The sequence below is a fragment of the Kitasatospora sp. NPDC057542 genome, assembly GCF_042801945.1.
In the GTDB taxonomy this organism is placed as follows: domain Bacteria; phylum Actinomycetota; class Actinomycetes; order Streptomycetales; family Streptomycetaceae; genus Kitasatospora.
In genome coordinates this window covers 23,077-42,344 of record NZ_JBHVFE010000009.1, presented here as the reverse complement: position 1 = coordinate 42,344, position 19,268 = coordinate 23,077, and the positions used below count along the sequence as shown (strand labels likewise).

General features: G+C 71.3%; 21 protein-coding genes and 5 pseudogenes. 12 read left to right on the top strand and 14 right to left on the bottom strand.

The genetic code is table 11. The annotated features are described in order from the left end of the window. Nucleotides 1-83: 83 nt before the first annotated feature. From ACFU7Y_RS02705 to ACFU7Y_RS02695, 3 genes are all read right to left on the bottom strand, one after another. Nucleotides 84-434: a calmodulin gene (locus ACFU7Y_RS02705; RefSeq protein ID WP_380766218.1), complete on the bottom strand. Its 351-nt coding sequence runs from the start codon at nt 432-434 to the stop codon at nt 84-86. Between the two features lie 921 nt (nt 435-1,355). Beyond that, on the bottom strand, nt 1,356-1,700 hold the full coding sequence (locus tag ACFU7Y_RS02700) for a hypothetical protein (protein WP_224274416.1): 345 nt from the start codon (nt 1,698-1,700) through the stop codon (nt 1,356-1,358). 10 nt (nt 1,701-1,710) lie between these two features. Next, nucleotides 1,711-2,172: a hypothetical protein gene (locus ACFU7Y_RS02695; RefSeq protein WP_380766216.1), complete on the bottom strand. Its 462-nt coding sequence runs from the start codon at nt 2,170-2,172 to the stop codon at nt 1,711-1,713. 360 nt (nt 2,173-2,532) lie between these two features. Between ACFU7Y_RS02695 and ACFU7Y_RS02690 the strand changes: the two are divergent. Both ACFU7Y_RS02690 and ACFU7Y_RS02685 read left to right on the top strand, forming a co-directional pair. Continuing rightward, nucleotides 2,533-3,981, top strand: a pseudogene (locus ACFU7Y_RS02690) (catalase). Between the two features lie 657 nt (nt 3,982-4,638). After that, nucleotides 4,639-5,049: a hypothetical protein gene (locus tag ACFU7Y_RS02685; protein WP_224274412.1), complete on the top strand. Its 411-nt coding sequence runs from the start codon at nt 4,639-4,641 to the stop codon at nt 5,047-5,049. A 386-nt stretch (nt 5,050-5,435) separates the two neighbouring features. Here the strand turns inward: ACFU7Y_RS02685 and ACFU7Y_RS02680 are convergent, their stop codons facing one another. Continuing rightward, a complete protein-coding gene (locus ACFU7Y_RS02680) occupies nt 5,436-5,882 on the bottom strand; it encodes a DUF5994 family protein (protein WP_380766232.1) in 447 nt (148 codons plus the stop codon). 260 nt (nt 5,883-6,142) lie between these two features. Here ACFU7Y_RS02680 and ACFU7Y_RS02675 point away from each other — a divergent pair, with 260 nt between their 5' ends. Both ACFU7Y_RS02675 and ACFU7Y_RS02670 read left to right on the top strand, forming a co-directional pair. Next, the gene (locus ACFU7Y_RS02675) at nt 6,143-6,568 is read left to right on the top strand and encodes a CBS domain-containing protein (RefSeq protein ID WP_224274409.1); all 426 of its coding nucleotides are present in this window, start codon (nt 6,143-6,145) and stop codon (nt 6,566-6,568) included. Nucleotides 6,569-7,030: 462 nt separating this feature from the next. Continuing rightward, nucleotides 7,031-7,462: a hypothetical protein gene (locus tag ACFU7Y_RS02670; RefSeq protein ID WP_224274407.1), complete on the top strand. Its 432-nt coding sequence runs from the start codon at nt 7,031-7,033 to the stop codon at nt 7,460-7,462. Nucleotides 7,463-7,727: 265 nt separating this feature from the next. On the opposite strand, the gene ACFU7Y_RS02665 is transcribed toward ACFU7Y_RS02670, so the two are convergent. The 5 genes from ACFU7Y_RS02665 to ACFU7Y_RS02645 form a co-directional block, all read right to left on the bottom strand. Beyond that, nucleotides 7,728-8,021, bottom strand: a complete 294-nt coding sequence (locus ACFU7Y_RS02665) for an STAS domain-containing protein (RefSeq protein ID WP_224274405.1) — start codon at nt 8,019-8,021, stop codon at nt 7,728-7,730. A gap of 18 nt (nt 8,022-8,039) precedes the next feature. Next, entirely contained in the window at nt 8,040-8,195 is a 156-nt protein-coding gene (locus ACFU7Y_RS02660) for a DUF6131 family protein (protein ID WP_224274404.1), read from the bottom strand. A gap of 48 nt (nt 8,196-8,243) precedes the next feature. Beyond that, nucleotides 8,244-8,828 (bottom strand): hypothetical protein, encoded by a 585-nt coding sequence (locus tag ACFU7Y_RS02655; RefSeq protein ID WP_380766213.1) that lies wholly within the window; start codon nt 8,826-8,828, stop codon nt 8,244-8,246. Beyond that, nucleotides 8,825-9,391, bottom strand: coding sequence for a hypothetical protein (locus ACFU7Y_RS02650; RefSeq protein WP_224274400.1), 567 nt, complete (start codon nt 9,389-9,391; stop codon nt 8,825-8,827). Before ACFU7Y_RS02650 ends, ACFU7Y_RS02655 begins: the two co-directional genes overlap by 4 nt. A gap of 365 nt (nt 9,392-9,756) precedes the next feature. Then, nucleotides 9,757-10,065, bottom strand: a complete 309-nt coding sequence (locus ACFU7Y_RS02645) for a hypothetical protein (RefSeq protein ID WP_380766211.1) — start codon at nt 10,063-10,065, stop codon at nt 9,757-9,759. Between the two features lie 138 nt (nt 10,066-10,203). On the opposite strand from ACFU7Y_RS02645, the gene ACFU7Y_RS02640 reads away from it, so the two are divergent. Beyond that, on the top strand, nt 10,204-10,497 hold the full coding sequence (locus ACFU7Y_RS02640) for a helix-turn-helix domain-containing protein (protein WP_224274397.1): 294 nt from the start codon (nt 10,204-10,206) through the stop codon (nt 10,495-10,497). Here the strand turns inward: ACFU7Y_RS02640 and ACFU7Y_RS02635 are convergent. Together ACFU7Y_RS02635 and ACFU7Y_RS02630 are read right to left on the bottom strand one after the other, a co-directional pair. Further along, nucleotides 10,498-10,818: pseudogene (locus ACFU7Y_RS02635) on the bottom strand (transposase); the annotation flags it as partial. 208 nt (nt 10,819-11,026) lie between these two features. Beyond that, complete coding sequence (locus ACFU7Y_RS02630; protein ID WP_380766209.1) at nt 11,027-11,404, bottom strand: hypothetical protein; 378 nt, start codon at nt 11,402-11,404, stop codon at nt 11,027-11,029. 247 nt (nt 11,405-11,651) lie between these two features. Between ACFU7Y_RS02630 and ACFU7Y_RS02625 the strand changes: the two genes are divergently transcribed. The 5 genes from ACFU7Y_RS02625 to ACFU7Y_RS02605 all read left to right on the top strand — a co-directional run bounded on the left by ACFU7Y_RS02625 (nt 11,652) and on the right by ACFU7Y_RS02605 (nt 16,499). Continuing rightward, nucleotides 11,652-11,999, top strand: coding sequence for a hypothetical protein (locus ACFU7Y_RS02625; RefSeq protein WP_380766207.1), 348 nt, complete (start codon nt 11,652-11,654; stop codon nt 11,997-11,999). A 434-nt stretch (nt 12,000-12,433) separates the two neighbouring features. After that, on the top strand, nt 12,434-13,699 hold the full coding sequence (locus ACFU7Y_RS02620; protein ID WP_380766205.1) for a molybdopterin-dependent oxidoreductase: 1,266 nt from the start codon (nt 12,434-12,436) through the stop codon (nt 13,697-13,699). 2 nt (nt 13,700-13,701) lie between these two features. Next, nucleotides 13,702-14,205 (top strand): hypothetical protein, encoded by a 504-nt coding sequence (locus ACFU7Y_RS02615; protein WP_380766203.1) that lies wholly within the window; start codon nt 13,702-13,704, stop codon nt 14,203-14,205. 79 nt (nt 14,206-14,284) lie between these two features. Further along, entirely contained in the window at nt 14,285-15,136 is an 852-nt protein-coding gene (locus tag ACFU7Y_RS02610; protein WP_380766202.1) for an S-methyl-5'-thioadenosine phosphorylase, read from the top strand. Further along, the gene (locus tag ACFU7Y_RS02605; RefSeq protein WP_224274385.1) at nt 15,129-16,499 is read left to right on the top strand and encodes a glycosyltransferase 87 family protein; all 1,371 of its coding nucleotides are present in this window, start codon (nt 15,129-15,131) and stop codon (nt 16,497-16,499) included. Before ACFU7Y_RS02610 ends, ACFU7Y_RS02605 begins: the two co-directional genes overlap by 8 nt. Nucleotides 16,500-16,543: 44 nt before the next feature. Here ACFU7Y_RS02605 and ACFU7Y_RS02600 read toward each other — a convergent pair whose 3' ends face one another. The 3 genes and pseudogenes from ACFU7Y_RS02600 to ACFU7Y_RS02590 all read right to left on the bottom strand — a co-directional run. Beyond that, complete coding sequence (locus ACFU7Y_RS02600) at nt 16,544-17,197, bottom strand: class I SAM-dependent methyltransferase (RefSeq protein ID WP_224274377.1); 654 nt, start codon at nt 17,195-17,197, stop codon at nt 16,544-16,546. Further along, nucleotides 17,194-17,721: a DUF2064 domain-containing protein gene (locus tag ACFU7Y_RS02595; protein WP_374119892.1), complete on the bottom strand. Its 528-nt coding sequence runs from the start codon at nt 17,719-17,721 to the stop codon at nt 17,194-17,196. The genes ACFU7Y_RS02600 and ACFU7Y_RS02595 overlap by 4 nt, the downstream gene beginning before the upstream one ends. Before the next feature lie 111 nt (nt 17,722-17,832). Further along, nucleotides 17,833-18,534, bottom strand: a pseudogene (locus ACFU7Y_RS02590) (glycosyltransferase family 2 protein); the annotation flags it as partial. Between the two features lie 170 nt (nt 18,535-18,704). Between ACFU7Y_RS02590 and ACFU7Y_RS02585 the strand changes: the two are divergent. Next, nucleotides 18,705-18,995, top strand: a pseudogene (locus ACFU7Y_RS02585) (response regulator); the annotation flags it as partial. Nucleotide 18,996: 1 nt separating this feature from the next. Beyond that, nucleotides 18,997-19,266 (top strand): annotated as a pseudogene (locus ACFU7Y_RS02580) (ATP-binding protein); the annotation flags it as partial. Between the last annotated feature and the right edge of the window lie 2 nt (nt 19,267-19,268).

Below are 19,268 nucleotides of genomic sequence, written 5' to 3'. Positions count from 1 at the left end.
CGTTCCGTGCGTTCCTGGTGGCAGGGCCGGCAGCGGCCGCCGTGGCGGCGGGTCCAGGGCGTTGCACTGCGGCTGCGGAGTGCTCAGCTGTCGAGTTCGCGGGTGATCTTCGAGCGGGCGGGGGCCCAGATGTTCTCGGGCAGGAAGCCCTCCTCGCCGATGCGGTCCAGTTGCGTCGAGACGTAGTGCCCCGTGGCGTCGCAGTCCTCGTCGGCCTCGTCGAAGAACGTGATGCTGCCGGGGTCCAGGTGGAAGTTCCACTCCGGGTTGTGGGGCGCCGTCTCCGAGACGACCCGCCCCTGGACGTGCACCCTGGATGTCTCGCTTCCGGCGAGGATGTCCCGGGCCTGGCGGATCTTCGCCTCGTCGTCGAGCCGGAAGATGAACTCGTCCTCGTTCGGTGACGGGACGAGGCTGAAGAGGGCAGTCGCCATCGCATGCTCCTGTATGAGTACGAATCAAGGGCCTCTCGACGCTACGGCGCCCGGGCGATGGCACGCAATCGCTCGATCGGGTGCCGGCAGCGTCGCGCCCGCGGTTCTCGCCCCTGTTCCGTCCGGGGGTGAGGCGAGGCCAGGAGCCGCGTTGCCTCGTCTCGGCGACCTTGCCCGCCTGGCACCCGGGCGGGCGGCGCTGTGGTGACGCCAGCACCGGGCGGCAGCTCGCGGTGTCAGGGCTGTCGCTGGCCCAGTCCCAACGTGCCGGGTCGGAGGGCCGGGGCCCGTAGTGGGCGCGGCCACCAGCGCCGTACCGGTCGATCTCAGCAGCCCGCGGTGGTGCTGGTGGTGCATTGCGGCGACCCTACCTGCCCGGCGCCAGGACGCCGGACAGGGCGAGCCGGGCCTGGGGCGCGCTGGCGGCGGATCGGGCGGATACGGCCGCCCCGGACCGGGACCGCATCGACCCGCACCCGGACCGGCTCGGTCAGCGTGCTGGCGGTCACCGCCGGGTCCAGGTCGGGCACGCGGGCTCGTGCCAGGTCGTACGGACGACGCCCCCTCCGGGGGTGAGGTGTTCGCTGGACCAGGTCCGGCAGCACCCGCCGACCGGCCGGACCGGGGCTGGCGGCGTGGTGGCGCGGACCGGACCAACGGATGCGGGGACGGCGGGCGCGGCCGGACGGCGTCGGCGGCGGGGGCGCCTGGTGGAGGGTGTCGTCATGCGGAGGCTCTGCCCGCCCCGCCGTCCCGCCGAACCTGGACGCCACCCGGACGGCCCAGCCGCGGCCGTTCTCACCGGCCGCTGACCTGTGCAGACATCCGAAACGTACCGGCGGCGGCCGGGTCAGGGCGGGCAAACTCCCCGTCGGGCGACAACCGCCCGCGACAGTGGCGGGAGCCGTCAGTGCGCGGGCATCACCTGCCCAATTGCCATGCGGCTGCGTAGGAGACGTCCATAATGCCCAGATGCTGGTCATAAACCTGGACGTCGTAGTTGGCGACGTGAGTCCCGGACTCGTCCAGCACGGGAATCGAGCTGGGGACGAACGGCCCGCGACGGACGGTCAGCACAGGCTGCCCGTCCTTGTACTCCAGCGTCAACGTGCCGACGTCCTCGGGCTTGACCTCGGACGCCGGGACCGGCGTCGGCTGCACGGGTGCCGTCGCCTCGGGGGTGGAAGTCAGCCCGAGGCTTGCCATCTCCTCGGGTGACATCTGCCTCTTGGCGGGACCCTTCGAGTTGGGCGTGGTCTCGGACATGGCCGCCTCCTCACCGGCCGGCTTGCCGCCGACGCACCCGAATCATTCCATGACGGCCCGTCAGAAACCCTTGTGGCCAACTCCCGATTCCAGGCGACGACGCCCAGGCGTGCTCGGAGAACGCCGTGCTCGGGCCGTCCCGCTCGGGGCGCAGCGCCGCCACGTTCCCACTCAACTCGGAAAGCCGGGCCCACAACTCGTCAGTGACAGCGCCCCCACGACGCAGGGCCTCTTCCACACGGCCCGACTTCCGGGCGATGGCCAGCCCGCGCCACACCGTCCGCACCGACACCCCAGCCGACTCGGCAGCGATCCGCGCATGCACCGACGACAACTTCCCCGCCTCGTCCACAGCGAGCAGACGCTGTACCACCACCTGCCGCGTGAGCGCCCGCTCCCGCGAACGGGACACAAGCGGTTCCACATCGGCCACGGATACCAGAGACGTCTCCGCAGAGAGATCGGCGGTCATGCGCACCAGCCCACTGCCCCGCCCAAGCGGTCTGTACAGGAATGAGCATCCTCGTGTCAGCCGTCATCCTGGTGTGCTAGGCACAATCCGCGTGCCATGACAGCGGATTGGTCACTTCGTGACAGCCAAGATCCACGACACCACCAGGAAGAAACCCAGCTCAACCATCTACACTCCGGACAGACCCGCTGACACCCAACCCGCTGACACCACCCCACACACTCACACGCTGCGCGTAAGAGCTGACCGGCGGCGGCCGGCCCCGACGGCCGGTGAGTGTGTCCTTTCGCAGTCCAGGGCGTTGCGTCTGTTGCCAGCTGTCTGGCCTTCACCACAGAGACGTAACCGGAGAGGGTATCGATGGACACGCCATACACCACGACAACGCAGGTATTCCGATCGCGAGTGACGAACACTTGCTGACCATCGGCTCGAACGGGCCGGTCCTACTCCAGGACCACTACCTCATCGAGAAGATGGCCCAGTTCAACCGGGAGCGGGTGCCCGAGCGGGTGGTGCACGCCAAGGGCGCCGGCGCGTACGGGTCCTTCCAGGTCACCAACGATGTCAGCCAGTTCACCAAGGCCGACCTGTTCCAGCCCGGCAGGAACACCGAGGTGCTGGCCCGCTTCTCCACGGTCGCCGGCGAGCAGGGCTCGCCCGACACCTGGCGCGACCCCCCGCGGCTTCGCCCTGAAGTTCTACACCCAGCAGGGCAACTACGACCTGGTCGGCAACAACACGCCGGTCTTCTTCGTGCGTGACCCGATGAAATTCCAGGACTTCATCCGGTCGCAGAAGCGTCGTCCGGACAACGGGCTGCGCGACCACGACATGCAGTGGGACTTCTGGACGCTGTCGCCGGAGTCGGCGCACATGGTCACCTGGCTGATGGGTGATCGCGGTATCCCCAAGACGTACCGCCACATGAACGGCTATGGATCGCACACCTACATGTGGATCAACGCCGGCGGCGAGAAGTTCTGGGTGAAGTACCACGTCAAGACCGACCAGGGCATCGACTTCCTCTCCCAGGCTGATGCCGATCGCCTGGCCGGGGAAGCCCCGGACTACCACCGGCGCGACCTGTTCGACGCCATCGCGGGCGGCAACGCGCCCTCCTGGACGCTGTATGTGCAGGCGATGCCGTTCGCCGATGCCCCGGACTACCGCTTCAACCCGTTCGACCTGACCAAGGTGTGGCCGCACGGCGACTACCCGCCCATCGAGGTCGGCCGGCTGACGCTGGACCGCAACCCCGAGGACTACTTCACCCACATCGAGCAGGCGGCATTCTCGCCCTCCAGCATGGTGCCCGGCGTGGGTCCCTCACCGGACAAGATGCTCCTCGGCCGGCTCCTCTCCTACCCGGACGCCCACCGCTACCGTATCGGCGCCAACCACGCGCAGCTCCCTCCGAACCGTCCGCACAGCGCGACGAACTCGTACGCCAAGGACGGTGCGATGCGCTACGAGCCGGCCAACACGGCCCGCCCGTACGCGCCGAACTCCTACGGCGGCCCGGCGGCCGACACCAAGCAGTACGGCGAGATCGCCGGCTGGGAGACGTCCGGGGAGATGGTCCGTGAGGCGTACAAGCTGCACCGCGAGGACGACGACTTCGGTCAGGCCGGAACGCTGGTGCGGCGAGTGCTGGACGACGCGGCCCGCGAGCGCCTGGTCTCCAATGTCGCGGGACACCTCCGCGACGGGGTGAGCGCCCCGGTGCTGGAGCAAGCCCTGCAGTACTGGCGCAACATCGACAAGAGCACCGGCGACCGCATCGCGACCGCCGTCAACGCCAGCTGACGACTCGACGCCGAACCGACCGGCCACGAACTGCACCACCAAGGCTCGGGGACCTGGCTGGGGACCAGGCAGGTCCCCGCCTTGGGAGCCAGGGGAAGCGGACGACGGTAGCGAATCCCCTCCGCCGACCGACGACTGTCCAAGGCGGGGCGATGCCGCCCGCTCTTCATAGCCAACCCCGAAGCCCCCCGCATTCAACGGACCGGGTTCGCGGGAAGAACAGAACGCCCCGGCGGGAACCCGCACAAGAAAGCCCGTCCCCAGGGGATCGGCCCGAGCGGGTCAACAGTCGGTGGGTCACCGGCCCGGCAGCTCGGCGCCCGGCCGGTCGGCATCGGCTGCGAGGATGGCGGCCACGCCCGCATGTGGCGAGTCGAAACCGCCACGGACGAGACGGTCCACACCAGCGCCAACGGGGGCGCCGACGGCAACGGCGTCTGGGTGAACAAGGGTGCGGTCCCGGGCTGGCGCATCAGCCACGGCCCCGCCCTCGCCAACGACGCGGCAACCGGCGCCCTGAGCATCCTGATAGACCCGCCGCTAGATCGGGCAGAGGCAGGGCCGCCGTCAGCAGCGCAACGATGCGCAGGTGCAGGGGCCCGGCCGCCGAGACAGTGGTCACCTGCCGTCAATTCTCAATCACTCAGGGGAGTTGGAATGTCGCAGACGCGGGACGCCGCAACGGTCGGGCCGGACCCGGACCTGAGCCTCGCCGAGATCTGGGCGCCGATCTCGGAGAACAAGAACAAACTCGTCCAGGACGACTACGGGATCGAACCCAAGGCGGTCATCCCCCTGTACGAGGAGCACGAGGTCGGCGACAAGATCAGCCTGTACTGGGGGGAGAGCACCGTCGTCCCGGACGTCGAGTACGAGTTGGCCGCAGGCGACCTCGGCCGGCACGAGATCGGGTTCCGGGTGCCGTGGTCCTACATCAAGGGTGCGGGCAAGGGCGACATCCCGGTCTGGTACACGATCACCCCGGACGACGCGGACGCCCCCGTACAAAAGTCCACCAGGACCTTCGTCACGGTCGAGGCCGTGGCCGCGGCTGTCGAACCCGACTGACCACCCCTGCCCGGCGCGGCGAAGCCCCCGACGTCGCGCCGCCCTGGATTGCGGCCGGCCGATAGGCGGCGATCCGCGCACCCCAGCCGAGGTCCAGGCCCTGCTCGACTTCCTCCGGACGGTTTGGTGGCTGTGACCTGCGGCATCAAGGTATGAGGAGGGGCCACCAAGGCTTCCCGCCGACACCTTGATGCCCGGTCTGGTCTGGAGGCAACAGGTGCAGCGCGTGCAGCAGTACGGCGGCAACGTCGGCTGGCGCCGTACTGCACCGGAAGGCGATCTCGGCTATTTGCCAAGAGATCTTGATCGACCGCAACCACCGAACCGCACGCAAATCCACGGGTCAAGCCATCACCAGTCTCGGAGTCGACCACGCAGCCACGCGGTCAGCCGTACAGAAGTTCGGCAGCTGGTGTGTGGTTACCGGTCACCGAGGCGCCGGCCATCGCCGAGGCGGCCGTCGTCGGGTCGGTACCGGGCGGCACCACCAGCAGCAGGAAGTGGTCCTGGAAGCCCCGGGTGACGCTGATCGTCGCATCGCTGCCGGCGAACCAGTTGATCCTGACCATCAGGCCGTTCGCCGCGACGGACCGGGGCACACTGTCCCAGGCCGAGGTGTCGAGGCCGACCCGCAGGATGCGCCCGAAGTGGGCGCCGAGCGCGGTGATCAGGTCCGGCAGTTCAGCGAGGACGTGGTTCGAGCGGGGCCACCAGGCCCCGTCGAAGACGCCCTGCCGCGCCATCGTCGGCTCCAGCTCCAAACGCGGCAGCAGCGGGGCAGCGGGCACCGTCCACGGCCCGAAAGAGGAAGAAGCGGGGAAGGGGATCGGCATCATGCGAAGCCGCCCGTCCGGTCCACGAGGGACCCATCATGCCCCAGGGCGACGTCGACGCTGATGCCGGTGTGCGGAATGTCCTCGGTTGTCTCCCACGCTACTCCCCCACGGCCTCCCCGGGCCGCCCACCGCAGGAGTAGCCTCGAAGACATCCAGGGCATCCCGCATTCCGGTACCCGTTCCGGCTTCGTTCTGGGTGAAGGACAGCCCGGCAGCCCCGCCCCGGCGGGCAGCCGGAGACGGGAACGGTGAACACCGTGACCACCCACTCCCCGCAGTCGGCACGGCTCGGCCATGGCCTGACAGTCGCCGACGCCATGGAACCCTGTGACTACCAGATAGCCGACGACAGCACCGTCGACCAGGCCAACGACGTCCTGCGCGGCGGCGACATCGAGTACCTGCTCGTCCGCGGCCACGACGGCCGGTGCGAAGGGCTGGTCACCCGCGCCGGACTCCGCCCGTTCCTGACCCGCTCCTGGGACACCGAGCGGACCGCGATCAGCGCCACCTCGCACCAGCGCGGCCCGTTCGCCTGGCCGACCATGGGCCTGGCGCTGGCCGCACTCGCGATGCGGATCAAGCACCTGGCAGTCTGGCCCGTCGTCGACGAGGACGGCTACATCCTCGGCGTCCTCACCGCGGACCGCGCCACCGGCCTCCTCGCCGATACGCCGGTCTGACCAGTCACCACCATTCCTCGACGAGGTCCAAACCCGGGCCGTACGGCACCGTCGCACGCCGGCACGGCAACGCCTCCGCCCCCGGTCAAGATCAAGTGGCAGAACCCATCGCTCGTCAAGACCGATTGACAAATGGTCACAATCTCGCGTCAGGGGAGAACAGTGTTAGGTAACGGTGCGGATCAGGCGGCCGAGCCGCGGCCGGTGTTCGAGTTCGGCGCGCAGCGCCTCCAACACTTCGCCCGCTGCGGGCTGCGCTGCGGGCCGGCCGGCCGCGAACATGCCATCCGACGGCGGCTTGAGAGCGTGGCGACCACGCCGTCGCCGGGCCCAGGACGGCTCGTGTCAGCCGGGACGGGCTGAACATGGTGACCTCGCCGGGACCGTTCTCGTTCGCCCGCCGTGACAGCCGACACCTCGATCGAAGACGCCTGGGAGTAGCTGGTCCGCAGCGTGGACCGAGTGCTCGAAGCCCGCGCGGCCGTGGCCGAAGCGGAGGAGCAGCTGCGCGTGCGGCTGGGCAAAGCTGCCCCGGCCGGTGTCGCCTTCGCGGTGATTGAGGCTCAGCTCAGCCGTCCGGCGGCCGGCCCGTGTGACGCACCGGCCGCCACCGTGCCGCTCGCTCGAACGCCGGACGATGAGGAGCGCCTGGGCGAGCGGCTGGCCGAATGTGCGACGAAGAAGGACGCGCTGGAGTTGCTGTACCGCGTGCGGGTGCGGCCCGGTGACGTTCGCCGTCGCAACGCCGTCACCGAACCGCTGCTCGCGGAACTGCTCACCTACGGCATCACGCTCGACCGGGGATCGGCCAACCGCTACGTCGGGGGCTTCGGCACGCCGGCTGCCCGTGACCGCGGACCGTCTACAGGTGCGGGCCGATCAGCAGCACGGTGACCACGCCGCCGTCCTGGTCGTCGCCGTCGGCCGGTCCCCAGGTCCAGAACAGACGTCAGGCGCCGGCGCCCGGGTCGACGTACGACGTCCACGCCCGGCGCCCGCGCTGTGGCCGGGCAGGCCGGGGTAGCGGTGGCTGCACAGGCCGGGGCGGCGCGGGTCGGCGGCCAGGCGCTCAGGGGGCGGCGGCCCTGCTCCAGGCAGGTCAGGATGCGGGCAGCGGCGTCGGTGAAGTGCAGCTTCGGCGTAGCCGCGTGGCGGCCGGTCAGACTTCGCCGGTCAGGTACCGGGTCAGGCTGGTGAGTTTGAGGAGCCTGGTCACGGGGTGTCCGATGCCGCGCAGGATGAGCCGTCCGCCGCTGCGGTCGGCCTGGTTGCGGGCTTGGACGAGGGCGCCCAGACCGGCGCAGTCCATGAACGTCACCTCCGACAGGTCGAGCACGACTTCGCGGTGTGCCCGCAGCGCATCGGCCAGTTGGCGGCGCAGTGACGGGGCGGTGGCGAGGTCGATGTCGCCGCGCGCCGTCACTACGGCAGGTGCCGGGCTTTGGTCGTGCATGGCGTCTGTCGAGTCGGGCTACCAGTAGTGCCGGCGTCCGGCGATGCCGTGGCCCACCGCGCCGAGGAGCCAGAGAATCAGGCCGAGAACTACCAGAATGATACCGATGGTCCACAGCACCGAGATGCTGGTGACGAAGCCGATGATGAGGAGGATCACTCCAAGGACGATCACGGTGGCCTCCGAAGGTTCAGAGCTGTTTCGCGAATGGCCGCGCAGTGCTCAGCTGCTCAGCAAGCGGTCGAAGAAACTGCGGTACTTCTGCAGAGCAAGCCGCAGCTCCTCGGTGTCAGCGCTGTCCCCCCGGTTCCACTGACTCTCGAGCCGCTGCTTGCGGTCGGCGAAGGATTCGGCCAGTCGCCGCATGAGGTCGGCGACCAGTTCGTCGGCGGTCCGAACAGCCTCGCGCGGGTCGTCGACGAAGCAGGTCTGCACCTGCTGCCAACGGGTGCGCAGCTCCTGTGCCTGGGCCGACGGCAGCAACGGTTCCTCGCCCTCCTGGCCGGCCGCGCCGCGGTCGGCAGCCTCCCCTTGCGCGGTCGTATCCTCAGGAGGCGTTGCCGCCTGCCCGCTGTCCACATCCGTCCTCTCGCCGGTGGCCTCGCCCGGGAAGACGGCCCGCTCCTGCCGCGCATCGGGCGTGGTCTCTGCTGTCGCGTCAGACGTCATCCGGGGCTGATCCATGGCGCCTGAGTGCCGTTGTGTCCCGGTGGTCTCTGTTTCCTCGTTCTGCGATCCGGTGGCGGCGATGTCCTCGGTCGTCATCGGTCCCTTGTCGTCGTAGCGCTGTGGCGTCATCTCTGTCATCTCCGTGGCGATTCGTCGTCCCGCGCCGCCTGCCCGCCGTCGAGGAGCGCTGTGAACAGCGCGCGGTAGTGCACCATCGCCCCGCGGAGTTCTTCGGTGGTCGCGTCACCGTGACCGGCCTGGGCGTTGACCGCATGCGCGGCGCGGTAGTGCTTCAGGGTGTTCGCGTGCTCGACGGACAGGTCACGTAGTCGCTGTTCGTAGTCCTCGGTGGGGTAGCCGCGCTCATGCATGAGCGCGGTGACCAGGCCGTCGGCCCGCTGGACGGCCTCGCCGGGACGGTCGACGAACTCCTGCTGCACCTGCGTCCAGTCCTGCGCGTAGCGCTGTCTGGTGTCGGGGGCCAGCGGCTTGATCTCCAGCTGCTGGTGGCGCTGTTCGCGGCGGCGTAGTTCCTGCTCGGCGGCCAGTCGGCTGCCCGAGCTGCGAACGGTGCGCTCGTACTCGGGGCCGAACTGTTCCCGCAACCGGCGACGGCGGGCCACGAGCCACAACGCCCCGGCGATCAGGAGCAGCACGACCACGACGGGCACGATGATCGCGATGAGGGTCCCTGTCGACATCAGGTCCTCCTTGGTTCTTCGGTGGCCTGCCGCCTTGGCCGGTGTCTTGAGACGTCCTCTTCGCCGGGTGCCCGCGCGGGGCCGCCGTCGTCGGCTCTTCCTTCAGCCGATACCGGGGCTGGAGGAGCCTTGGTACGAGAGCGGGGAGATCGCAGGTGTGGCGGGGAGCGAGCCCACATGCTTCGGGAGTGGGGCTTGCCGGGGCGGTGCCGGCGGTCGCGGGGCTCGTATGCGGCTGTCCTGTCCCGCGCAGGGGCCCGTCTCGGTCACTTCACCGGGCAGCCGTACCTGGGGCCGGCCGCACAGGTCACTCGCTGGGGGCGTCGGCTCGGGCGGCGGGCGACGGGCAGTGGCCATGGCCTTGGTCACTCTGTGCTGCGATGGGTGGTGCCAGGGGTAGGAGCTGGCTGGCCGCGCCGGCAAGAAGCGAACCGCTCCAGGCTCTCCCCCAGCTCGGTGGCGGTGTCCTGCTGGTGGTCCAAGGTGCCTTGGCGGGATTCGCCGGCAGCGAGGCAGGCCTCGTGGCCGGTGACCGCGTGGCGGACCATGCGGCGCAGTGGCTCGACCTGACAGGTCTGGTCGCCGTTCTCGTGGTGGCGGCCGATGCGGTCGTAGGGGAAGCCGGCGAGGGCTTCCAGGTGGTCGCGGGTGAGGCTGTCCATGGTGACCTTCACGCGGTACGCGAGGATCCCGGCCGATAGGCGGCCTGGCTTGCCCTTCAACCATTCGCCCACGAGCGACCCATGTCAACGGTTACACGGATTGTTTTTCGTGCTTACGACTGCGTGAATCGACGGTCGTAAGCTGGTGCCATGAACGAAGGCCCCTCGACGACGCGGCAGTGGACCTTCTTGACCAACCACGCCCGCGTTCTGGTACAGATCGCCCGCGATCCCGGCATCAGGGTGCGCGACATCGCGGCACGCTGCCTACTGACCGAGCGGGCCGTCCAACGGATCATCGTCGACCTCGAAGACGCCGGCTACCTGACCCACGAACGCACCGGCCGCAGCAACCACTACCACGTCCAAGCCGCCAAACAACTACGCCACCCAGCCGACGCCGGCCCCAGCCTCGCCGAACTCCTGGCCGTCCTCCTGCACTGACTCAGGCTTGCGCCCCTCCTTCACGCGGGCCAGGCCGGTCAGGTCATAGTTGAGTTCCACGAAGATTCCCTCGTCGCGCCAGGCCGCGTAGTAGGCGTAGACCGTGGAGTGGTTCGGGAAGTCGTGCGGGAGGTACTTCCAGGGGATTCCCGTGCGGTTGACGTAGAGGATCGCGTTGAAGACGTCGCGCAGTTCGACCTGGGCCGATTTCCCAGTGGGCCGGCGGTCGAGCCGGGCCTTTCTCCAGGCCGTCAGTTTCGGTTCGATCAGGGCCCATCGGGCGTCGGACAGGTCGCTGGGATACGGCTTCCGCTGGCTCACGGCACCAGCGTCGGCACGGATGCGGCGGAGGATCCCGTTCCGCAGCTCGTTGGGCGGTTCTATGACTTCTTCAAGCCAAACGGATTTCAGAGCACAGAAGCGGATGAGATGGACAGCCCAGCCGGCAATTGAAGGCGAAGCAATCTTCTCCTATCGGCTGCAGTGTCACGAAAGTGGACAGGGGTGAAAGCCGCGTATAGGAATACAACTACCAAAACACCCACTGAGAGGGGGCCGTGGCCGCCAGTTCCGGGATGGTGTGGGTCGGGTGGGTGACCTGGCGGCGGCGCTCGCCGTTCTGCCCGGCGGCGGCGAGGATGCGGTACATGGTACGGATCGAGCAGTGGTAGCGCCCGGCGTCCAGTTCCCGCGCCCAGATCTGCGCCGGCGGCAGTTCGGCGTACTCGGGGCTGTCCATCAGCTCCAGCACCGTGGCGCGCTCGGCGGCCGAGAGTGCTTGCGGCGGGGCTGATCCGGGGCGCTTCGGCTTGGCCGCCGGCTCCTGGGGGTTCAGATGCCGGTGGTGGGTGGCCCGGGACCGGCCCGCCAGCCGGCACGCGGCCACGATGCCCACATGTGCGGCCAACTCATCGACAATCGACGGGATTTCGGTGTCAAGGACGTGCTTCAGTCCGCGCTCTCGGAGACCGATTCCAAGAGCGCGACAGCTTTTCCCAGGACCTCCACCGCGGCCTTGTTCTTCGCCAGCTCCCGCTTGAGCCGCTCGTTCTCCCGGCGCAGCTTCTCGTTGTCTTCGGGCGAGCCGGGCTGCGGCGGTGGTCGGCCAGCTTCTCCAAGGCCCCGGCCTGCCGGGCGGCCCGCCACTCCTGGATGTGCGAGTGGTACAGCCGCTCGCGACGCAACAGGGCCCCACGCTCGGCGGGGGAAGCGGCGGTCTCGTACTGCTCCAGGAGGCGCAGCTTGTGCTCGACGCCGCGCTCGCCCAGATCCCCGACGCCCACCGCCACGGCACCGAGATCCTCCGCCGGGTCCGCGACACCACCTTCGCCGAGGACGCCTCGAAGATCCGTACCGGCCGTGGACCCGAGAACATGGCGACCCTGCGCAACCTGGCGATCAATACGCTGCGGCAGCACGGGCACCGTAACATCGCCGCCGGCCTCCGGCACGCCTCCTACGAGCCCTTCAGCCGCCCGCTCGACCTCCTCGGCATCGCCTGACCAGCACACTCACAAGATCACCGGACTCTGAAACGGCCCTGGGTTCTGGGGCGGCTCCTGGGATGCCGGAAGACCCGATGCCGAGCGTTCGTGACGGCTGGGGCTGCCGGTCACGGCAGAGGCCCGTGTCCCGGTTCGGAAGCGGCCGTACGGGTGACGTCTCCACCGGTCCTGTGTGGCTTTGCCGGGGCCGCTCCGTTGTGGGTGATTGGCTGTCCGGCGAGCCGCTGCCAGCAGACGTTCCACGGTGGCGCGGAGAGCCGGTAGCCGCCGTTCTTTCCCGGGTCGCAGGCCCGCGTGCCGCGGTCCAGGGGTTCCCGAGTGGTTGGAGGCGGTCGAAGGTGATGGCTCGGTGCGATGGTGGACGGCTCTGGGAGCGAGCCCGGGCTGCGGTCGGTGCCGTGCTGTCGACGGTCGCACACGGACCCGGGCGGATGCCCGCGCCGCCCGGGCCGTTTCGGCCAGGGTTCTGGCGCAGTCCGATCCGCGGGCCGTGGCTGACCTCGGTCTTCGGGCTGGTACTGCTCGTCGGGATCCCGATCCTGTTCGTGACCGGGGCGCTGTCCTACGCCGCCTACAACCCCGACCTCGGCCCGCTGAACGATCAGACACCGGACAAGGGCCTGCTGGGCTTCTACCTCTTCGACTGGCCCACCCACCCGGCCTGGCTCTACCGGCTCACCCAGGGGGTGCACGTGACGCTCGGCGTCGTCCTGGTACCGGTCGTACTGGCCAAGCTGTGGTCGGTGATCCCGAAGCTGTTCGAGTGGCCGCCCGTACGCAGCGCCGCCCACGCCCTGGAGCGGCTGTCGCTGCTGATGCTGGTCGGCGGGGCGGTCTTCGAATTCGTGACCGGGATCCTCAACATCCAGCTCTACTACGTCTTCCCGGGGTCCTTCTACACCCTGCACTTCTACGGGGCGTGGGTGTTCGTCGCCGCGTTCGTCATCCACGTCGCGCTCAAGCTCGGCAGGCTGGTCCGCGCCCTGGGGTCGCGCTCGCTGTGGGGCGAGCTGCGCACCGGCGTCGCCGGCACCCGGCCCGAACCGCCGGACACCGACGGCCTCGTGGCGGTGGACCCCGCCCCGCCGACGATCGCCCGGCGCGGCGCACTCGCACTGGTGGGCGCGGGCTCCCTGGCCCTGTTCGTCGTCACCGCCGGGCAGAGCATCGGCGGCTGGACCCGTACCACCGCACTGCTGGCGCCGCACGGCCGCGAGCCCGGGGACGGACCGAACGGCTTCCAGATCAACAAGACGGCCGCCTCCGTCGGCATCTCGGCGGCGATGGTCGGCCCGGACTGGCGGCTGGAAGTGCACGGCGCCGGGCCGGTGCAGGTGTTCACCCGGGAGCAGCTGCTCGCGATGCGGCAGCGCTCCGCCCAGTTGCCGATCGCCTGTGTGGAGGGCTGGTCCACCACCGACCAGCACTGGAGCGGACTGCGGCTCGCCGACCTCGCCGCCCTGGCCGGGCTCCCCGACGCGACGGACGTGCTCGTGGAGTCGGTCCAGCCGCCCGGCCCGTACTCCTCCGTGGTGTTGCGCGGCAATCAGATCCGGGACCCGCGTTCCCTGCTCGCCCTGCACGTCAACGGAGTCGACCTCTCGCTCGATCACGGCTATCCCGCCCGCATCATCGTCCCCGCCAACCCGGGCGTGAACAACACGAAGTGGGTCCGCCGGCTGACCTTCAGGACGTGACGATGGACCGACGCACATCCTTCGCCCGCTGGTACGGCGCGCGGCCGTTGCACCTGCTCGCGCTCCTCGCCTCCTTCGCCCTCACCGGCTTCGCGGTCGAGCGCCTGGTGACTGCACGGCCCCTCGCGGTGGCGGTCTGGTTCGTCGGCGCGGCCGTCGCCCACGACCTGATCCTGCTCCCGCTCTACTCGATCGCCGATCTCTCGGCCCGGTCCGTGCTGCGCCGCCTTCCCGAGCCGATGCCGACCGTGCCCTGGATCAACTACCTGCGGGTACCGGTATTCCTGTCGGGCCTCCTGCTGCTCGTCTGGTTCCCGTTGATCCTCAACCTGCCCGAGCCCTACCCGGGGGCGACCGGGATGTCGGCGGACGTCTACCTCGGCCGGTGGCTCGCCATCACCGGGGTCCTCTTCGGCGGCGCCGCCGCCGGCCTCGCGTTCAGACTCCGCCGCGCCCGTCGAGCCGGGCGATCCGGCCGCCGTGCGCGCGGCGTCCGCGAATCGTAGGACCGTGCTTCGCGGGTTCCGTCCCGACCGGCTCCTACAGTGGTCGCGACGTTCTTCGGAGGAGAGGTAGGTGCAGGTGATGAAGCGTCAGAACGCCTTGCGGGCCGAGCTCGGTGTGATCGGCGGCTCGGGGCTGTACGCGCTGCTGGACGAGGTGGTCGAGGTGCGCGTGGACACGCCGTACGGTCCGCCCAGCGACGCGCTGTTCCTGGGCGAGGTGGCCGGCCGCCGGGTCGCCTTCCTGCCCCGGCACGGGCGTGGCCACGGTCTGCCGCCGCACCGGATCAACTACCGGGCCAACCTCTGGGCGCTGCACTCGCTGGGCGTGCGGCAGGTGCTCGGGCCGTGCGCGGTGGGCGGGCTGTGGCCGGAGTACGGGCCGGGGGCGCTGCTGGTGCCGGACCAGTTCGTGGACCGGACCTCGGGGAGGGTGCAGACCTTCTACGACGGGCGGCCGCTGCCGGACGGGTCGGTGCCGCAGGTGGTGCACGTGTCGATGGCCGACCCGTACTGCCCGGCCGGGCGACGGGCGGCCCTGGACGCGGCGCGCGCGGCGGCCTGGGAGCCGGTGGACGGCGGCACCCTGGTGGTGATCGAGGGGCCGCGCTTCTCCACCCGGGCCGAGTCCCGCTGGTTCGGCGCCAACGGCTGGTCGGTGGTCGGTATGACCGGGCACCCGGAGGCCGTGCTGGCGCGTGAACTCGGTCTCTGCTACACGTCGTTGGCCCTCGTCACCGACCACGACGCCGGTGTGGAGAGCGGTGAGGGCGTTACCCACGCGGAGGTGCTGGAGGTCTTCGCCCGCAATGTCGACCGGCTGCGCACCGTGCTGTTCAAGGCGCTGGAGGCCCTGCCCGTCGACCGGGAGTGCCCTTGCCCGCACGCCCTGGACGGCCTGACGACCGGCCTTCCCGGCGTCCCGGGTGACTGACCGGACCCGTACCGTCCTGCCCTGCGCGCTCGCTCTCGCCGCCCTGGTGGCGGGCCTCGCGCTGACCGTGACCGGCGGCGGGACGCTCGCCGACCGGTCGCCGCTCCACGCCTGGTACGTCCTCGACGCCGCACTGTTCGCGCTCGGGCTGTTCCTGCTGCGGAAGGTGGCCGACCGTCAGGTGGCGCCGCTGGTGCTGATCGGGAGCATCCTGGTCGCCGGGGCCGGACTGCTGGCACCGCCGCGCACCAGCGACGACGCCTACCGGTACGTGTGGGACGGGCGGGTCCAGGCGGCCGGAGTCTCCCCGTACGCGCACGCACCGGACGACCTGGCGCTGCTCCGGCTGCGCGACACGGGCCTGTTCCCGGCCGGGGACGGGTGCACGGCCTGGGACGAGCGGAGGACCGCGGCCGGGGACTGCACCCGGATCAACCGGCCCGCCGTGCACACCGTCTACCCGCCGGTCGCGGAGGCGTGGTTCCTCGTCGCGCACCTCTTCGGCGACGGGGTGCGCGGCGTGCAGGTCGGTGGTGCCCTGCTGGCGGTCGCCACCACCGGGGTGCTGCTCGCCACCGGCGGGCGGCGGCGGGCGGCGCTGTGGGGCTGGTGCCCGGGCGTGACGATCTGGGCGGTCAACGACGCTCACGTCGACACCCTCGGTGCGCTCCTCCTGGTGGCCGGACTGGCCTGTGCGGCCCGCCGACGGGCCGGTGCCGGTGGCGCCCTGCTCGGCGCGGCGGTCGCGACCAAGCTGCTGCCGGCACTCGCCCTGCCCGGGGCAGTGTCCGGGCTGCTGGCCCGGCGGCCGACGAGGAGCGACCTGGTGCTCGCCGCGACGGTCCTCGGGACCTTCGTGGCGGCCTACCTCCCGTACGTCGCGGTCTCCGGCGTGGGCGTCCTGGGATACCTGCCCGGCTACCTGCGGGAGGAGGGGTACGAGCAGGGACACCTCGAACGGTTCGGCCTGCTGCGGGTGCTGCTGCCCGACCGGTGGGTCCCGTGGGCGGCCGCCCTGGTGCTGGCGGCGGTCGTGCTGTGGGTGCTGCGGTATGGTGACCCCGCCCGGCCCTGGCGCGGCGCGCTCCTGGTGACCGGGACCGCACTGATGCTCGTCGCGCCGAGCTACCCCTGGTACGGACTGTTGGTGGTCGCCCTGGTCGCGCTGGACGGACGGTGGGAGTGGCTGGCGGTACCGGCGGCCGGGCAGGTGCTCTACCTGGTGGGCGGGGAGGACGCCCAGCGTGCCGCGTACGGGGCCGCCCTGGCGTGCGTGCTCATGGTGTCGGCGGTGCGCGGTCGGGCGAGTGGTGCGTCGGGCCGGTCGATGCGCGGTGCGGTGCCGGAGATGACGAAACCCTGACGGGGCGCCCCGGGGCGTGGGGACGCCCTGGGGCGGCCGACGGCTCATCCCTTGCGCAGCGCGAGGAAGCGGCGGCCGTGCGAGGTCCAGCGCTCGGCCTCGGCGAGGCCCGCGGCGCGGGCCCGCCGCAAGGTGGCGACTGCACCGAGGCGGGCCCACGGGAAGGCCGGGCCGAGCCGTCCGTCCGGCCCCTCCACCCGGACGACGGCGCGCTCGTCCACCTCCTCCGGCTCCACCTCGACCAGCAGCAGCCCTTCCGGGGTGACGAGTTCGGCGCCCCGACGGAGCAAGACGTCCGGGTCGCCGCCAATGCCGAGGTTGCCGTCCGCGAGCAACGCGGCACCCCAACGGCCCTCGGCGGGCAGGCGGTCGAAGACGGAGCGGCAGAGCGCCGGGCCGCCGAGGCCGACCGTGCGGGCCACCGCGGCCCTGGTCACATCCACCCCGAGCACCGGCACGCCGAGGGCGAGCAGCGCGGCCACCAGTCGGCCGGGCCCGCAGCCGAGGTCGAGGACGGGTGCGGCCAGGTCGGCGCAGCGCAGCAGCAGGCTGTGGTCGGCGCCGGCCGCCGGTGCGCACCAGCGCTCGATGTCCAGGTGCAGCCGCCGGCCGTCCTCGCGGCGCAGCCACAGCGGGCCGCGACCGGTGCGGACGGCTTCGGCGAAGGGGTCGTCCACCCAGGGTGAGGCGACCGTCAACTCGCCACCTCCGGAGCCGCCTTGACAGTTCGCAGCCGGGCGGCGAAGCGGGTTCCCGGTGCCTCGGCGGCCACCTGCCAGGCGTCGTCGACGGTGTCCACGTCCGTCAGTACGGGCAGATGATGGACGGTCAGGCGGGCTTGCGCCATGCGGCGCAGGAGCGTCGCGCCCGTGCCCGGGGTGGACATCGGCACGTCGTGCAGGAGCTCGGCGGCCAGCTGCGCGGTCGGCCGGGCCAGGCCCAGCGCCCAGAACCCGCCGTCAGTCGCCGGGCCGTACCAGGCGTCCACGCCCGGTCGCCGGGTGGCGGACAGCGGCTCGGCCAGTGTGGCGGCGTCCAGCTGCGGGGTGTCCATGCCGACCAGCAGCGCGGGCGCCTCCGGGGCCAGCCGGGCCGCGTGCGCGAAGGCGCCGGCCAGCCGTCGGTCCAGGCCGCCGCCGCGCTGCGGGACGACCTCCCAGCCCGCTGGTAGCCAGCCGCCGGGTTCGCCGTCCAGGACCAGCAGGCGGCGTCCGGCGGGCATCGTGGCCAGGGTGTGCAGGGTGTCGGCGAGCGCGGCCTCGGCGAGGGCTGCTGCTTGGGGTGGGGTGCAGGGCGGAGTGAGGCGGGTCTTCACCCGGCCGGGGACGGGCGCCTTGGCGATCACCAGCAGCGTGGGAGGCGGTGCCGCCAGCACCACCCGCATGTCGCGAACGGCCTGGCGGGTGCCGCGCACGGTGCCGGTGACCTTGGACCGGCCCGCGCGTGGCAGGTAGTCGACGGGGGTCTCGGCGATCCGCAGCCCGGCGGCCGAGGCTGCGAGGACCATCTCCAGCGGGTAGCCGGAGCGTCGGTCGCCGAGGCCCAGGGCCAGCAGCTGCTCCCGGCGGGCGGCCCGCATCGGACCGAGGTCGTGCAGCGGGGCGCCGGTGCGGGCCCGCAGCCGTCGGGCGAGGACGGCGTTGGCGAGGCGGGCGTGCACCGGCCAGGCACCGGCGGTGGCCGGCCGGCGGCGGCCGAGCACCAGGTCGGCCGCACCGTCCAGCACCGGTGCGACGACCCGGGGGAGTTGGGCGGGATCGAGCGAGCCGTCGCAGTCGAGGAAGCAGACCAGGTCGGCGGTGGCGGCGCGCAGCCCGGTGTGGCAGGCCGCGCCGAAGCCGCGCCTCGGTTCCTCGACCACGGTCGCGCCGAGGGAGCGGGCGAGCTCGGCGGAGCCGTCCCGGGAGCCGTTGTCCACGACGATCGCCCGCCAGCCGGGAGGGATGCGTCCGAGCACCCACGGCAGGGCCCCGGATTCGTCCAGGCAGGGCAGGACCACATCGGCGACCGGTGGGGGAGGGAGGGGAGAAGTCACGCCGGTCACGCTAACCGCGGGCGGTCCCGTCGGGACCGAACCGCGCCCTTGTGGAAGTGCCACGTCTGTCCGGCGGGGCCCGTTCGGGGGATCTCGGGGATCTCACGGAACGCGGACGCCGGTCCCGGTGGGCGACCCCGCCGTGGCCGGGGGGTCGTATCCTCGGCAAGGTGAACGACCGCCCCACCACAGGGGGATCACCGTCGTCCTGCCGCGTCCTGGTGATCGGTGACGACCCGACCGTGGCCGAGGTCGTGGCCGGCTACCTCACTCGGGCGGGTCACCGCGTCGACCGGGCCGCCGACGGCCCGCAGGGGTTCGCCCTGGCCCCCGCCCACCGCCCGGACCTGCTGGTTCCGGACCTCATGCTCCCCGGGATCGACGGCCTGGAGATCCTGCGCAGGCTGCGGCCCGCCGAGGGCGGTGCCGACCTGCCGGTCGTCATGCTCACCGCCAAGGGGGGACGAGCTGGTGCTCTCGGTCACCGACGGCTGCGGCGGCATCCCGGAACAGGACCTGCCTCGGGCGTTCGAGACGGGGTGGCGTGGCAGCACCGCCCGCACTCCTCGCCCGGCCGACCCCGGAAGCCCCCAGGAACCGGGCGGGGGCGGTGCCGGACTTGGGCTCGCCATCGTCCGCGGCATCGTCGAGGCCCATGCCGGTCGGGCCCGGGTGCACAACACCGCCGGGGGCTGCTGCTTCGAGATCGTCCTTCCCGCTGCCCGAAGCTGACG